Here is a 15,324-nt window from a genome sequence, read left to right as displayed (position 1 = left end):
ATCGATGCGCTGCCACTGCCCGTATTCGTCCCCCGAGACCGTCCGATGACAGTGCCGCCGGCCTATGATCTGGTGATCGTCGGCTGCGGTCCGGTCGGCGCGCTCGCGGCGAACCTCGCGGCGCAGGCGGGACTTGCGACCCTGGTGATCGATCGTGACTCGGCGCCCCACATATTGCCGCGGGCGGTGCATCTCGACCACGAAATGATGCGCCTGTTCCAGGGCGTCGGCCTGGCCGACGCGATCGCCCCGACCATGCGCGAGACCGAGGGACATCTGCATATCGGTGCCGATCACGGCGTGATCCGCTATATGGGGACGGCGGGGCGCCCCAAGCCGTTTGGCTGGGCGAACGATTACTTCTTCTATCAGCCCGAGCTCGAAGCGCTGCTGCGCGACGGCTTCGTGCAAGCCCCGACGGTAACCGTGTCGCTCGACACGACACTCGACGGCTTTGTCCAGGACGATGCCGGGGTCAGTGTTAAGCTGGGCCGCAACGGCACGACCGACACGGTCCGCGCGCGCTGGGTAATCGCGTGCGACGGCGCGCGCAGCGATACGCGCAAGGCGCTGGGCATCGCGCTCGACGATCTCGATTTCGAGGAATCGTGGCTCGTCGTCGATGCGCACGTCGACCAGCCGGTGCGCTTTCCCGACCTCTGGGGCGTCCCCGAAGCGGCGAACCTTCAGCAATTGTCGGTGATGATGTGCGACCCGCAGCGCCCGGCGACGATCGTGCCCGGACGCGGCAATATCCGCCGCTGGGAGTTCATGCTGCTGCCGGGCGAGGACGACGCCGCGATGATGCAGCCCGACGCGGTCGCGGCGCTGCTCAAGCCGTATCTCGACGGCGTGCCCTACGACCTGATCCGCGCCACGACGTACCGCTTCCACGGGCTGATCGCCGAGCGGTGGCGCGACGGACGCGTGTTCCTGGCGGGCGACGCCGCGCATCAGACCCCGCCCTTTTTCGGGCAGGGCATGTGTCACGGGATGCGCGATGTCGCGAACCTGATCTGGAAGCTCGCGCTGGTCGAACAGGGCGATGCCGATGCGGCATTGCTCGACACCTATCAGGTCGAACGCGATCCGCACGTGCGCAGCGTCGTCAGCGCGGCGGTCGCGGCGGGTCGCTATATCTGCGAACTCGACCCCGAACGCGCCGCCGAGCGCGATGCCGCGATGCGCGCGCAGCACGCTGGCACATCCGGTCGTACCGCGGCGGATCTCATCCCGGCCTATACCTCCGGGGCAATCGCGGCTGGAACGCGCGGTGCCGGGGAGCGCTTCATCCAGCCGTGGATTGGCGGCGACGCGAAGATCCTCGACACCGTGACCGGCGGTGGCTGGCGGCTGTTCGCGATCGATGCGGCGGCAACAGCGGATGTTTCGGCGTCGCCAACCCTCGCCGCGCTGTCTACGCTCGATCTGACGATCGTCGATGCGGCGGCGCTCGACGACGGGGGTGTTGTCGGGCGCTGGCTTAAGCTTCGCGGCGCGCGCTTCGTGCTGGTCCGCCCTGATTTTTATGTGTTCGGCGTCGCGAACGAGGATCTCGCTGCGCTGCTGATGCAGGCGCGCACCGCCCTCCATTTGCACGCGCCGAAACCGGAATCCGCCGTGGCTGAGCTTTCCGCAGCGGTCTCGGCCCCTGCTCGAGGAGTACGTTAATGCCTTATGTCAGCTTCCGCCGCGTCGATGGCACGACCAGCTATGGCCGGATCGATCGTGCGACGATCCACGATGCGGGTGCGGTTGCGGGCGCGCCGGTCGATTTGAAGGCCGCGATCGCGGCGGGCCCTCTGTCGGCCCTTGCGGATGGCCCGGCCATTGCCGCGGCAGACGTATTGCTGCTGCCGGTTATCCCCAATCCGGGCAAGATCCTGTGCGTCGGGCATAATTACGAGAGCCACCGGGTCGAGACGGGTCGCGCCAAGGTCGACAATCCGTCGATCTTCACGCGGTTCGCCGATACGCTGATCGCCGACGGCCAGCCGATCGTGCGGCCGCTCGTGTCCGGGCATCTCGATTTCGAGGGCGAACTCGCGATCGTCATCGGTCGCGGCGGGCGCGCCATCGCCGAGCAGGATGCGATGGCGCATGTCGCGGGCTATGCCTGTTTCAACGACGCGTCGATCCGCGATTGGCAATGGCACACGTCGCAATTCATCCCGGGCAAGAACTTCCCCGGCACCGGCGCCTTTGGCCCGCAATTGGTGACGCCGCAGGAAGCGGGCGATCTGTCCGGCGTGCATGTCACGACGCGGCTCAACGGCGAAATCGTCCAGGATCAGCCGATCGGCGACATGGTGTTCCCGATCGCCAAGATCATTGCCTATGTCTCGGCATTCACCGCGCTTTCGCCAGGGGATGTGATCGCGACGGGCACGCCCGGCGGCGTCGGTGCCAAGCGCACGCCGCCCTTGTGGATGAAGGCGGGCGACCGCGTCGAGGTCGCGATCGGCCCGGTCGGAACGCTCACCAATCATGTGGTCGATGAGGATGTCGCCCACTGAGCCGTGCGTAAAAACCATCAACAACAACAACAACAACAACAACAACAAAATCAGGAGAGGTCATCATGAACCGCACGCTTGCCGTCGCACTCGCATCCGCCAGCTGGCTGGCTGTCCCCACCATCGCCACGGCGCAGGACAGCGCAGCTTCTACGTCGCCGCCCGCGGCGACCGTGGCCGACCAGACCGGCGCCGATATCGTCGTCACCGCGCAGCGTCGGCGCGAACGTGTGGTCGACGTGCCGATTTCGATCACGGTTGCCGATCAGAAGCAGCTCGAGCGCCAGCAGGTCAACACGCTCAACGATCTCAACCGCATCGCGCCCTCGCTCGAGATCCAGCAGGCGCCCGGCCAGAATACCGGCGGCGGCGGCGCGATCCGCGGGATCGGGACGCAGACCTTCTCGGCGGGCGCAGTGGCGTCGGTCGGCGTGGTGGTCGATCAGGTGAGCCAGGGCAACGCCAATATCGGCGATCTGTTCGACGTCGCGCGGATCGAAGTGCTCAAGGGGCCGCAGGGAACGCTGTTCGGCCTCACCACGTCGGCCGGCGTCATCAACGTCAGTACCAACGCGCCCGATCCGACCCGGCTCAGCGCGCGCGTGCGGACCGAGCTTTCGAACGACGGAACCGCCGGATCGAAGTTCGGCAATCAGGTCGTGCAGGGCGTCGTCAACGTGCCGCTCGCGTCGAACGCTGCGATCCGTGTGTCGGGGCTGCTCAACCAGCGGCAGGGCGTCAATCGCAACGCGCTGACCGGCGACCTCAACAACGTCGATCGCTTCGGCTTTCGCGGGCGGTTGCTGTGGACGCCGAGCGACGCACTCACGGTCAACGTGATCGGCGACTACACCAAGTCGCGCCTTGAGAATGGCGGCGACTTCTTCACCTTCGTCCGCGCCGGCGGGCCGGGGCCGTTCTTCGGCGGCGGCGGGTTCGATCCGGTCGGCATCACCGCGCGGCTTGCCAGCTGTGGCGTGACCGTGGGCGAAGGCAATCAGACCTATTGCGCCGCGCGGCCGCGGCTCAGTCGCACCTACAATTTCGGCGGTTCGCTCCAGCTCGATTACGATGCGGGTCCGCTCACCTTGACATCGATCACCGCCTATCGCGTGAACAAGGAGCGCGGCGACGTCACCTCGATCTTCCGCGGCGATCCGCTCGAATTGCAGGTCGAAAACGGCGCGACGCATCGCAATATCGACCTGTTCACGCAGGAATTCCGCGCCAGTTCGCCGTCGGGCAACCGGCTGGAATATACGGTCGGCGCCTTCTACTCGCACCAGAAGCAGACCCGGACGCCCGAATCGCTGAGTGTCACGCTCATCCCCGCGCCCAACGTCGCGATCCCGATCGCGCGATCGATCGGTGCCTATGACACGATCGTCGATGAATCGCTCGCCGCGTTCGGGCAGGCGACCTTCCAAGTGACGCCGGCCTTCCGGCTGATCGGCGGTGGGCGCATCACCAGCGCAAAGTTGTCGCTCGATCGCAACAATCTGGACCTGGCGACGAACCGGATCCAAGCGCAGCGGTTGAGCACGGAAAAGATCTCGTATCGCTTCGGCGCGCAATATGATCTGCTCAAGAACGCGATGGTCTATGCAACCGCCTCGCGCGGCTTCAAGGGCGGGCAGATCGCGACGCCGGCGGCACCGCTGTCGCCCTACATCGTGCGTCCCGAGATCCCGATGGCGTACGAAGCTGGGCTCAAGGCGACGCTGTTCCGTGGTCTGGTTGCCGATATCAACCTGTTCTACACCAAGGTGACGGACTTCCAGGCGCAGCAGTGCACCACGGTTGCTTCGACTGCCGCCTTGTCGTGCGTTCAGACCAACATCGACGGCGTCAAGACGCGCGGTGCCGAGATCAACTTCTTCGGGCGCGTGAACCGGAACCTGTCGCTCAACACCGGCTTCATCTACGCCAAGGCGACCTATCCGACCAAGTACCTCGGCACCGACGGGACGCAGATCGGCGGGACGCAGCTCGCTTATGCGCCAAAGTACAAGTTCACGCTGTCGGGCGAATATCAGCAGCCGGTGACGACGCGGCTCAACGCGTTCCTGGCGGCCGACACGGTGTGGAAGTCGCGGATCCGCTATGAAGCCAATTCGCGCCCAGAATCGACCTTCCGCCCGCATTGGACGGTCGGCGGGCGGATCGGCCTGCGCACCGAGGACGAGCGCTATCAGATCGCGGTGTTCGCGCGGAACCTGTTCGACGTGCATGAGCCGTCGCTGTACCAGAGCGACTTCCCGTACAACGGTGCGGCCAATGTCGGCGCGATCTATGGTCCGCAGTCCTTCCGCCAGGTCGGACTGAGCCTGGACGCGAAGTTCTGAGGATCGCCAGCGGCGGATCGGTTTGTGATCCGCCGCCGGTGTCGACGATCCTGTCCGGCCGTGTCGGCGGCGGGCGAAGGTCGACGTGCTGCCGCGAGGGAATATCTGGTGATGGATCGTAGATCTCTCCTCGCGGCGACGTCCGCCCTGCTGGCCGCCCCGGTGATCGCTCCGGTGATCGCCCCGGTGGTCGCGCAGCCGCGCCGCAGCGACGGCTTTCCCGCGGATTTCCTGTGGGGCGCGGCGACCGCCGGGCATCAGATCGAGGGCAATGACACCAACAGCGATTTCTGGCTGCTGGAAAACATCAAGCCGACGATCTTTGCCGAGCCGGTCGGGGATGCGTGCAACAGCCTCGAGCTGTGGACGCGGGATCTCGATCTGGCCAAGGCGATCGGCCTCAACAGCTATCGCTTCAGCATCGAATGGTCGCGGATCGAGCCGGTCGCGGGTCAGTTTTCGATCGCGCTGCTCGATCATTACAAGGCGATCATCGCGGGGTGCCACACGCGGGGGTTGCAGCCGGTCGTAACGTTCAGCCACTGGGCGGTGCCGATCTGGTTCGCCGCGCGCGGCGGCTGGACCAACCCCGAATCTCCGCAGCTGTTCGCGCGCTATTGCGATCGCGCGGCGCGGCATTTGGGCGACGGGATTGCGCGCGCGGTGACGCTCAACGAACCGAACGGTCTGCTGATCGCCGCAGCCATGGTACCGCCGCAAGCGATCATGGCGCAGCAGCCGATGCTGGCGGAAGCGGCGCGCGTGACCGGATCGCAGCGCTTCGTCGGCGGTCCGGCGTTCGGCTCGGCACGCGAGACCTTGCCCAATTTGATCAAAGCGCACCGGGCTGGGTTCGCCGCGATCAAGTCCGCGCGGACGACGCTGCCCGTCGGCTTCTCGTTGGCGATCGTCGATGAACAGGCCGTTGGCGAAACCGCCCTGCGCGATGCCAAGCGGCAGGAATTCTACGGGCCGTGGCTCGAGACCGCACGGCAGGACGATTTCGTCGGCATCCAGAACTATTCGCGCAATCAGTGGGATGCCACGGGCCTCGTCGCGCTGCCCGCGACGGCGAAACGCGATCAGATCGGGAACGAGACCTACCCCGCCTCGCTCGCCAATTGCGCGCGCTATGTCCACGCCGCGACCGGCAAGCCGATCTTCGTCACCGAACATGGCATTGCGACCGAGGACGATCGCGACCGGGTCGCGCTGATCCCGGCGGCGCTCGCCGAATTGAAGCGCGCGATCGACGAGGGCGTGCCGGTGATCGGCTATCTCCATTGGTCGCTCATCGACAATTTCGAATGGGTTTCGGGATATCGCCCGAAATACGGCCTCGCCACCGTCGATCGCACCACCTTCCGCCGCGTGCCCAAGCCGAGCGCCGCCGTGCTCGGCGCGATCGCGCGACGCAACGCCTTGTGAGCACGCAGCCATGACTCGACAATCGGATTCCCTCCGCGCCGCGATCACCGCGCTCGGCCGAACGCTCGGCCCGACGACATTGGTGCAGGTTCAGGATCTGTTTCGCGCCGAGCAGGATGCGTATCGCACCGCCCAGCCGGCAAGCGCGTGCGATCTCGCTTATGGCGACGATCCCCGCCAGCGGCTCGATCTCTACGCGCCCCCCGCGTCGGCGTCGGGCGTCCCGGTCGTGCTGTGGGTCCATGGCGGCGGCTTCGTGCGCGGCGAGAAGAGCAGCCCGGATCATCCGTTCAACGCGCATGTCGGGCGCTGGGCGGCGCGCTCGGGAATGCTCGGCGCGGTGATGAACTATCGCCTTGCGCCCGAAGCCGTCTGGCCCGCGGGCGGGGAGGATGTCGGCGCGGCGATCGACTGGTTGCGGGCGAATGCCGCCGACCATGGCGGTGATCCCGACCGAATCGTCGTCATCGGCACGTCGGCGGGCGCGGTGCATGTTGCGACGCATCTGCGCTTGCGCGCCGCCGATCCCGGCGTGTGCGGCGCTGTGCTATTGTCCGGGCTTTACGGCTACACGCCACTCGAGGAGCGCGACATGCTCTATTACGGCCCGGCCGATACTTATCCCGCGCGCCACCCGCGCGATGCGATGGTCGAGACCGGCGTGCCGCTGCTGATCGCGTGCGCCGAGTTCGACCCGGCCCGCTTCCAGACCGAGACGATCGCCGTGTTGGCGGCGCGGCTCGCGCGGCACGGGCATCTGCCGCGCAGCCATATCGCAGCGGGCCACAATCACTTCAGTCTCGCCTGCCATATCGGCGGCGCGGACACGCGGATGACCGACGAGATCCGCGCCTTCATCGCCGACGTCGCGGCACCACAGCAGGAGTCCCTATGACCATCGATCGCCGTACGCTGCTCGCCGCCGGTGGTGCGCTCCTCGCCGCTCCGGCGTTGGCCCGCCGCGCGGACCCGGGCGTCACCGCACGCGCTTTTCCCAAAGGCTTTCTCTGGGGTGCAGCGACTGCGGGGCATCAGGTGGAGGGCAACAACACCAACAGCGACCAGTGGGTGCTGGAGAATGTCGAGCCGGCGCTCGGCCCACCATCGGGCGATGCCGACAACAGCTTCGAGCTGTGGCGCACCGATCTCGACTTAGTGAAGAGCCTTGGCCTCAACAGCTATCGCTTCAGCCTGGAATGGCCACGGATCGAGCCAGGGCCCGGCCTGTTCTCGATCGCGATGCTCGATCATTACAAGGCGATGATCGACGGTTGTCGCGCGCGGGGGCTGACCCCGGTGGTGACCTTCAACCATTACACCACGCCGCGCTGGTTCGCGGCGCAGGGCGGCTGGACGAACGCGCAGGCTCCGGCGTTGTTTGCGCGCTTCTGCGAGCGGGCGGCGCGCCATCTGGCGGGGGGAATCGGCTATGCGATGACGTTCAACGAACCCAATATCGCCAGCATGCTGCCGATCGTCCTGCCACCGGCCTTTTTCGGCCTGCTCAAGGCGAATCTGGCGGCCGCGGCGCGCGCGACCGGCTCGGCCAAGTTCGTCGTGGCCAATACCGTGCTGCCCGAGGATGTGCCGGCGGTGACACGCAACATGCTCGCCGGCCACAAGGCCGCGCGCGACGCGATCAAGGGCGTCCGGCCTGATCTGCCGGTCGGCATCAGCCTTGCGCTTGCCGACGACCAAGCGGTCGGCCCCAACAGTTTGCGCGATGCCAAGCGCGCAGAACTCTACGGCGTCTGGCTCGAATCGGCCAAGGGCGACGATTTCCTCGGCGTCCAGAATTACGAGCGATCGGTGTGGAATTCGACCGGCAAGCTGCCGCCACCGCCTGGCGCGACACTCAACTTCCGCGGGGCGGAGGTGTATGCGCCCTCGCTCGCGGGCGCGGTGCGCTATGCGCATGAAGCAACGGGCAAGCCGATCCTGGTCAGCGAACACGGCGTCGGCACCGATGACGACCGCATTCGCAGCGCGCTGATCGCCGGCGCGCTCCCCGAATTGAAGCGCGCGATCGACGATGGCGTGCCGGTGCTCGGCTATATCCACTGGTCGCTGCTCGACAATTACGAATGGGGTGCCGGGTTCGACCATGGCTTCGGGCTGGCGAAGGTCGATCGCACCACCTTCAAGCGGACGCCAAAGCCCAGCGCCACCGTGCTTGGCGCCTTCGCGCGGCGCAACGCGCTGTGAGGCGGCGTGCGGCGGTCGAGGCGCGGCGCCTGCCGACGCGAAAACTCTGAGGAACGCCCTGATGCAGCATCGCTTTCGCTTCTTCGCGCTGACGGCGGCGCTGCTGGCCTCGTCGGCCGCGCTCGCCCAGACCGCTCCCCCGATCGCGGACCAAGCGTCGGGTGACAGCCTCGCCGCCGGGTTCGTCGATCCTCCGGCGGAGGCGCGGCCGCGGGTGTGGTGGCACTGGCTCGACGGCAATATCAGCGAACCCGGGATCGTCGCCGATCTCGAATGGATGAAGCGCATCGGCCTCGGAGGCGTGCAGACCTTCGACGCTTCGCTGATGGCCCCGCAGGTGGTCGAGCGACGCCTCGCCTATATGAGCCCGGAGTGGCGCCACGCCTTCCGACTTGCGGCGACGACCGCGGACCGGCTCGGGCTCGAATTCGCGGTCGCGGGATCACCGGGCTGGAGCGAGACCGGCGGACCGTGGGTGGCACCCGCAGACGGCATGAAGAAACTGGTGTGGAGCGAAACCGACATCGTTGGCGGCCATCGCTTCGCCGGGCAGCTGGCATCGCCGCCGCGCACGACCGGGCCGTTCCAGGCGCTGCCGTTCGACGATCCGCTGGCCGCTTTTGGCGGCAAGGCATCGACGCCGCCGACGGATTATGCCGATGTCATGGTGCTGGCCTATCCGGTCGATCCGCCCATAGCCGCGATTCCGGCTGCGACCGTCGCCGGTCGCCCGGTCGATGCCGCGGCATTGCTCGACGCGGATGCCAAGACGTCGGTCGCCGTGCCGCGCGGCAGCGCCGAGCAGCCCGGCGTCGTGACGCTGACCTACGCCCGTCCGACCACGATCCGCAGCGCGACGCTGTTCATCCCAGGTGCCTTGCCGCCGTTTGGCGACGCGCTGTTCCAGCCCGTGCTCGAGGTTGCCGATGGCGCGGGCTGGCGCGCCATCGCGACGCTGCCGCTTGGCGCGGTACCCACGACGGTCAGCTTTGCGCCAGTTACCGCGCGTGCGTTCCGGCTCGTGCTCGGTCCCAACACCGCGCCCCCGCGGATCGGGCTCGGCGCGCCCGTGCCCGGTGCCGTGGTCGATGGCATTTTCCCGAGCGGACCGCCCGCGACATCGGTCGCGGTCGCGCAATTGCGCCTGTCGGGTGAGGCGAGGATCGATCGGTTCGAAGCCAAGGCCGGCTTCGCGACCGTCACGGATTATTACGCGCTCAGCACCGCTGTGCCCGAAAGCGCGGGAATCGATCCTGCGCGCGTGGTCGATCTCACCGCGCGGATGCAGCCCGACGGCACGCTCGACTGGACTGTGCCCAAGGGGCGTTGGCGGATCGTCCGGCTGGGGGCGACGCTGCTCGGCACTACCAACCATCCCGCCACCACCGAGGCGACGGGGCTCGAGGTGGACAAATACGATGCCGCCGCGGTCACGCGGTACCTCGAGCATTATATCGGCATGTACCGCGCGGCGGCGGGCCCCGATCTGGTCGGCGCGAAAGGCATCCGTGCGATCGTCACCGACAGTTTCGAGGCGGGCGACGCCAATTGGACGCCGTTGATGCTCGCGCAGTTCAATCGGTTGCGCGGTTATGATCCGCGCCCGTGGCTTCCCGCGCTGACCGGTGCGGTGGTCGGCTCGCGCGCGCGCAGCGACGCCTTCCTGTACGATTATCGCCGGACGCTCGCCGATCTGCTCGCGAGCGAACATTATGGGACGGTCGCGCGCGTCGCGCATGCCGCTGGCCTCAAAGTGTATGGCGAGGCGCTCGAGGATGGCCGCCCGGCGCTCGGCGACGACCTTGCGATGCGGCGCCATGCCGACGTGCCGATGGCGGCGATGTGGACCTATGATCGCGCCGGCAAGCCGCGCCCGACCTTGCTCGGCGATCTGCGCGGCGCGGCGTCGGTCGCGCATCTCTACGGCCAGACCATCGTCGCGGCCGAATCCTTCACCTCGGGGCTGGCGCCCTGGGCATTCGCGCCGGCCGATCTCAAGCGCGTCGTCGATCTCGAGTTTGCGAGCGGCATCAATCGGCCGGTGATCCACACCTCGGTGCACCAGCCGGTCGACGACAAACTGCCCGGCCTGTCGCTTGCGATCTTCGGGCAATATTTCAACCGGCACGAAAGCTGGGCCGAGATGGCGCGACCGTGGATCGATTACATCGCGCGGTCGAGCTATATGCTCCAGCAGGGCCGCAACGTCGCCGACGTCGCCTATTTCTATGGCGAGGAAGCACCGCTGACCGCGCTGTTCGCGCGTGCGCCGCTCGGCGACACGCCGACCCATTATGGCTATGATTTCGTCAACGCCGATGCGCTGACGCAGGATCTGTCGGTCGCGAAGGGAAGCGTGGTTTCGTCCGGCGGTGCCCGCTACCGCGCGCTGTATCTCGGCGGTTCGGCACAGCGCATGACGCTGCCGGTGCTGCGCCGGCTGGCGACGCTGGTCGAGCAGGGGGCGACCCTCATTGGCGATGCGCCGACGGGATCGCCGGCGTTGGGCGACGACCGTCCCGCCTTCTCCGCGCTGGTTCGGCGCCTGTGGTCGGGCACGCCGGTCACGACGATCGGGACGGGGCGCGTCATCGCCGGGCACGACGTCGAGGCCGCGCTTGCCGGAACCGGTCTGCTGCCCGATTTCGCCTATACCAAGCCCGCGCCCGACAGCGAGCTCCTCTTCGCGCATCGCGCGCTTGCCGACGGCGACGTCTATTTCGTGACCAATCGCCGCAACCGTGCGGAGCGCATCGCGGCGCGTTTCCGCGTCACTGGCAAGGTGCCCGAACTGTGGCACGCCGATACCGGGCGGCGCAGCGCCGTTTCGTATCGCATCGAAGGCGGCCAGACGATCGTACCGCTCGATCTGGCGGGCGAGGAGGCGGTGTTCGTGGTGTTTCGCCGCGAAGCGACCGACGCCAGCGTGACACGCGCCGCGCCGCCGTCGCGGACTGTGGCACGGGTGGACGGCCCGTGGACCGTCACCTTCCAACCCGGACGCGGGGCGCCTGCGACCACGTCGCTGATGCGGCTGGCCCCGCTCAACGAAAATGCCTCCCCCGCGATCCGCTATTTCTCGGGAGTCGCCAGCTATGCGGCGGCCTTGGATGTGCCAAGGACGCTCGATCGCGCGACGCCGCTGCTGCTCGATCTCGGGCAAGTCGGCGATCTCGCCGAAGTGCGCGTGAACGGCGTTGCGGTCGGCACGGTGTGGCACGCGCCCTATCGGATCGACATCGCCGCCGCGGCGCGCCCCGGGCGCAACCGGATCGAGGTGCGCGTCGCCAATCTCTGGGTCAATCGCCTGATCGGCGACGCGCAGCCGGGCGCGCGGAAGCTGACCTGGACGGCGATGCCGAGCTACCGCGCCGATGCGCCGTTGCGCGCGTCGGGGCTGATCGGGCCCGTCACCGTGCTGGCCGCACCGTGACCCCGGCGCAGCGGCGCTATGTGCGCACCGAGATGGCGATCGCGGCGGTCATCAACGCGGCGCTGAGCGCGGTGTTCGTATGGCTGGCGTTCGGCGGCCAGGCGGTCGTGCCGGTGCTTGGCTGGCGCGGGCTGGCGGTCGACACGGTCCCGCAGAGCCTGATGGTCGCGCTGATGAGCTGCCTGGTTCCGACGGTACTGACCCGGCGGCGGCTCGCGGCCGGGCGGGTAACCGCGCTGTCGCGGGGGCACAGATGGCCGCGCCACGCGCTCGTGCGCGCGCTGCTTGTCGCCGTACCGATCGCGGCGCTGGCAGGGTTGGTGGGCGCGGCCGTGCTGCCGTTGACCGGATCGTCCTGGTCGTTCGGCGCGGTCGCCGCGCTCAAACCGCTTTATGGTGCGCTGCTCGGCGGCATCATCGCGCGGCTGGCGGTGCTGCTCGCCCTTGGCGATTCGCCTGGCCAAAGGTCATGACGGCAAGCGGGAAAGTCCTATCGCATTTCAAGCTCGATGATAGCGAACTCACCGTATCACCGACGAGTGTTTCGTGTCGAAGTAACCCGAATAGAGACTAACGGGTACAGTAGCGGAATATTGTTCATTTCTTCTATTGATGGCTATTTGTACCGTAACACGCGCTCGACCTGGTTCCGATCGCGGTAGCGTCGGAAGTCACGGGCGGGCGGCTCGCGACGGTTCGCTTCTGGCGGGATGATCGGCAGGATCCCGCGCCAGAGCAGGTCTTGGCGGACGCGCCGGCGCTACGCCCAACACGCGCTGCCCGTCGAGCTCGCTCTAAAGGCCGCCGCGCCAGATTTACGAAACGCCCTGTTTGCAATCGCTAACGACGTCGGCGCGCGTCGGGACGGGGGCGGCAACGCACCCATGTCGCCGCATCTGATAGGGCTAGATGACCTGCGGCCGATTTTTTTAGTTTCCAGGCTTTGGAAGGCGCTGGCGGAGACGGAGTCTGTCGAACGTGCACTTTACTTTATGATTTAAAGGGATTTAATCGAAAGCACTCCACCGTTCCCCACATATTTTCCCACATTTGATGAAGGTGACTGCCGCTTCAGTGAGGCAAGGTCACCTGCCACGGCAACGATGCCCTCGCGAATGCAATTATCTTTTCGTTGACTACCCCCCCGACTTCGCCATCGACAATGTCGAACGGAAGGCGGGCCAACTCATCCCGTGCCAGATCGAAAGCCTCCCGCATTGGCTTTTCAGCATCAATTCCGGGCCCATCTACCGCAATCAAGACATTACGCTCCCCGACCTTTTTGCGATCCAACAGATAGCTAAGGCGCTTACGCCAGTGGGCGCCATAATCGACAATGCCCATTGGGCTCTTTTGACTAAAAGCCAGCGGCTTGATCGCCCTGAGCTCTTGCCCAAGATGAGCCAACGGAAAACTTACGGGAATAAGATCATCGTCTATTTTGAAGTTTTTAAAATTCCTGACGCCATATTGATGCAAGCTACGCCGTATATCGCGAGTGAGAACGTTTTCTATATTATCAGCCGCAAATTCACGCTTAACGAATCGATTGAATAGGTTTTCCGTTAGAGTTTCGATATTTAAATCGGAATTAACCAGCCGCACAGCGCTAAATATAACGCTAGATTCACGACGCTTTGTTATATCTTCAAACGCGCTTCTCGATGAAACACCATAATTTTTTGTCAAAAATTGCGTCATACGCGGCAGTTCGACTGCCAAATGCTCAATAACATGGGCGTAAGCATGATAAGCTTTTTCATCGAAGAAATGCCTTATGCGAGAAAATCTCTTTGGCCCAATCTCAAACGCAATTTCTCCGCTTGCTTCATCGATAGCAATTACCCCAATATTGGCAAATTCTTCGGTTTCCGCGAACGGCCGAAATCTGATAATGGAGTATTTGAAGATGCTCTTCATTCCATCTCATCCCAAAAACCACGCTGTCCGGCTCTCGATACCGTTTGCGAAATGCGCTCCACGAAATCGCCTGAAGCCTCGATCCAAGCGCCAGGCAGCTGCCCCGTAATGTCGTTTAGCATAGCAAGCGCCGTGTCCATTGCGGCAAAAAGCTCCTCGCAAAATACAAAATCCCGGCTCATTTTTATCCACGCCGGACGGCAGGCGTGAACCGCAAGTTCGCGGTGATGGTAGGTGTTCGAGAAGGCGAGATTATGGTCAATCACGATTAACGAATTGCTATCAAGCCTAACGAGCAAATTTGGGTTGCCGCCATGCTCAGTAAGGGTCCGATCCCCGTTCATGATCCAGTGATCAAAGGCGTAGATTTTCGCCAAAAGTCGTTGGGGAATCGTCTTTAAAAACGGCGTTGCTATCGTTTCCACGGGCTCTTGCCAAAGGGATGCGAAGGCCGTGCCCTCCCCAATGGCACTTTCAAGGGTCGGATCACCAAAGCCACGAACAAGGCTAGCTGGCATCTCTGCCAGCACAAAGTCTGGTATCGGCAATCCGATTTGCCTGCCAAGGCATCCAGCAATCGTTTCGGCTATCAATCCGTGTACCAACGCTCCCCGACCCTTCACGGCGTACAATTGATCGTCAGCGAGTTGGCATAGGAAGGGCTGCGTCATCCCGCTATCAATCGGTCGCACGATTTCTACAACCTCGAGATGATCTAGTTTGAAAAGCATCGGCCTGCTTTGGTATCTTGAAATTTGGTGAGGCGCGAGTCCGCCCGAACAGGAGAAGCCGATTAAAAATTAGTCCGACGCCCCGCCCCGTTTCAAAGCAGATAGCATTTCCGTCATCTCGCGGCTGCACTCGGCATCTAGCTCGAAATAGCGCTCCAAGTGCTTTTCGTAGGTTCTGCTCCACATGCCCTTGGGGCGGAGGATTCCAGCCTCCCATCCTTCAGACGAGCCTATTTTACGCTGGAGGCGAAACAGCTTCTCAAAAGGGCGGTCGCGGTGCGCGACACGTTGCGAGCGATAGCCCAGCCGCCACGCCGCACGACCAGCAAATCTGTCCCCGCCGGGTGGCATGTAAAGCTTGGTCGCGCGCTTGCCCGAATAGGGGCAGATCATCCACCAACGCCGCCCGCCGTAGTTCGGGACGGTTGCGACAAGCGTGATGCGCTGGACGACCTTTTCTGGCTCCCGGCCATATGGCGAGCGCGTGTAGCGTAGCTCGAAACAAGCCTCCTCCGGATCGACCATTGAATAGCCATAGCTAACAGTGGCGCGCTCGTGGCCGTTCGTGGTCCAAGTAAGCGAGCCGTGATATTTCGCGCCGCCGTTACACACCCAACCGCGTTGCATCATCAACGGGAGGTCGATGGTTAGCCCATCCTCCACAGCTGGACGCGCCCCGCTCCGGCCCGATCCATAACCACCCATCGCTAAATCTCCGTCGCAGATTATACTAAATCATTAGCAAA

The 15,324-nt window shown here is 64.9% G+C and carries 11 protein-coding genes; 8 read left to right on the top strand and 3 right to left on the bottom strand.

The features are described from left to right. Positions 1–45: 45 nt before the first annotated feature. The 8 genes from E2E30_RS17835 to E2E30_RS17800 all read left to right on the top strand — a co-directional run bounded on the left by E2E30_RS17835 (position 46) and on the right by E2E30_RS17800 (position 12,400). Complete coding sequence (locus E2E30_RS17835; protein ID WP_133191701.1) at positions 46–1,671, top strand: bifunctional 3-(3-hydroxy-phenyl)propionate/3-hydroxycinnamic acid hydroxylase; 1,626 nt, start codon at positions 46–48, stop codon at positions 1,669–1,671. After that, positions 1,671–2,516: a fumarylacetoacetate hydrolase family protein gene (locus E2E30_RS17830; protein WP_133191700.1), complete on the top strand. Its 846-nt coding sequence runs from the start codon at positions 1,671–1,673 to the stop codon at positions 2,514–2,516. Before E2E30_RS17835 ends, E2E30_RS17830 begins: the two co-directional genes overlap by 1 nt. 65 nt (positions 2,517–2,581) lie before the next feature. After that, the gene (locus E2E30_RS17825) at positions 2,582–4,861 is read left to right on the top strand and encodes a TonB-dependent receptor (RefSeq protein ID WP_240698972.1); all 2,280 of its coding nucleotides are present in this window, start codon (positions 2,582–2,584) and stop codon (positions 4,859–4,861) included. 108 nt (positions 4,862–4,969) lie between these two features. Beyond that, positions 4,970–6,289 (top strand): family 1 glycosylhydrolase, encoded by a 1,320-nt coding sequence (locus E2E30_RS17820; RefSeq protein ID WP_133191698.1) that lies wholly within the window; start codon positions 4,970–4,972, stop codon positions 6,287–6,289. 10 nt (positions 6,290–6,299) lie between these two features. After that, positions 6,300–7,184, top strand: coding sequence for an alpha/beta hydrolase (locus E2E30_RS17815; RefSeq protein WP_133191697.1), 885 nt, complete (start codon positions 6,300–6,302; stop codon positions 7,182–7,184). Then, positions 7,181–8,494, top strand: coding sequence for a glycoside hydrolase family 1 protein (locus tag E2E30_RS17810; RefSeq protein WP_133191696.1), 1,314 nt, complete (start codon positions 7,181–7,183; stop codon positions 8,492–8,494). The genes E2E30_RS17815 and E2E30_RS17810 overlap by 4 nt, the downstream gene beginning before the upstream one ends. Before the next feature lie 61 nt (positions 8,495–8,555). Then, positions 8,556–11,927, top strand: a complete 3,372-nt coding sequence (locus tag E2E30_RS17805) for a glycosyl hydrolase (protein WP_133191695.1) — start codon at positions 8,556–8,558, stop codon at positions 11,925–11,927. Then, positions 11,924–12,400: a hypothetical protein gene (locus E2E30_RS17800; RefSeq protein WP_133191694.1), complete on the top strand. Its 477-nt coding sequence runs from the start codon at positions 11,924–11,926 to the stop codon at positions 12,398–12,400. The genes E2E30_RS17805 and E2E30_RS17800 overlap by 4 nt, the downstream gene beginning before the upstream one ends. A gap of 598 nt (positions 12,401–12,998) precedes the next feature. Here the strand turns inward: E2E30_RS17800 and E2E30_RS17795 are convergent. The 3 genes from E2E30_RS17795 to E2E30_RS17785 form a co-directional block, all read right to left on the bottom strand. Then, on the bottom strand, positions 12,999–13,847 hold the full coding sequence (locus E2E30_RS17795; protein ID WP_133191693.1) for a DUF3037 domain-containing protein: 849 nt from the start codon (positions 13,845–13,847) through the stop codon (positions 12,999–13,001). After that, positions 13,844–14,578, bottom strand: coding sequence for a HipA family kinase (locus tag E2E30_RS17790; RefSeq protein ID WP_335925404.1), 735 nt, complete (start codon positions 14,576–14,578; stop codon positions 13,844–13,846). The genes E2E30_RS17795 and E2E30_RS17790 overlap by 4 nt, the downstream gene beginning before the upstream one ends. A gap of 69 nt (positions 14,579–14,647) precedes the next feature. Continuing rightward, complete coding sequence (locus tag E2E30_RS17785) at positions 14,648–15,211, bottom strand: hypothetical protein (RefSeq protein ID WP_165954557.1); 564 nt, start codon at positions 15,209–15,211, stop codon at positions 14,648–14,650. Positions 15,212–15,324: the final 113 nt, after the last annotated feature.

The sequence above is a fragment of the Sphingomonas sp. AAP5 genome (genome assembly GCF_004354345.1).
GTDB classification, from domain to species: Bacteria; Pseudomonadota; Alphaproteobacteria; order Sphingomonadales; family Sphingomonadaceae; genus Sphingomonas; species Sphingomonas glacialis.
Note: the sequence above shows the minus strand (reverse complement) of the source record. Positions and strands in the feature narration are given on the sequence as shown.

Bases quoted from the DNA above. Each gene is read 5' to 3' on its own strand.
- E2E30_RS17810 (WP_133191696.1), top strand. From the start codon at position 7,181: ATGACCATCGATCGCCGTACGCTGCTCGCCGCCGGTGGTGCGCTCCTC.
- E2E30_RS17815 (WP_133191697.1), top strand. From the start codon at position 6,300: ATGACTCGACAATCGGATTCCCTCCGCGCCGCGATCACCGCGCTCGGC.
- E2E30_RS17795 (WP_133191693.1), bottom strand. From the start codon at position 13,847: ATGAAGAGCATCTTCAAATACTCCATTATCAGATTTCGGCCGTTCGCG.
- E2E30_RS17790 (WP_335925404.1), bottom strand. From the start codon at position 14,578: ATGCTTTTCAAACTAGATCATCTCGAGGTTGTAGAAATCGTGCGACCG.
- E2E30_RS17825 (WP_240698972.1), top strand. From the start codon at position 2,582: ATGAACCGCACGCTTGCCGTCGCACTCGCATCCGCCAGCTGGCTGGCT.
- E2E30_RS17805 (WP_133191695.1), top strand. From the start codon at position 8,556: ATGCAGCATCGCTTTCGCTTCTTCGCGCTGACGGCGGCGCTGCTGGCC.
- E2E30_RS17835 (WP_133191701.1), top strand. From the start codon at position 46: ATGACAGTGCCGCCGGCCTATGATCTGGTGATCGTCGGCTGCGGTCCG.
- E2E30_RS17830 (WP_133191700.1), top strand. From the start codon at position 1,671: ATGCCTTATGTCAGCTTCCGCCGCGTCGATGGCACGACCAGCTATGGC.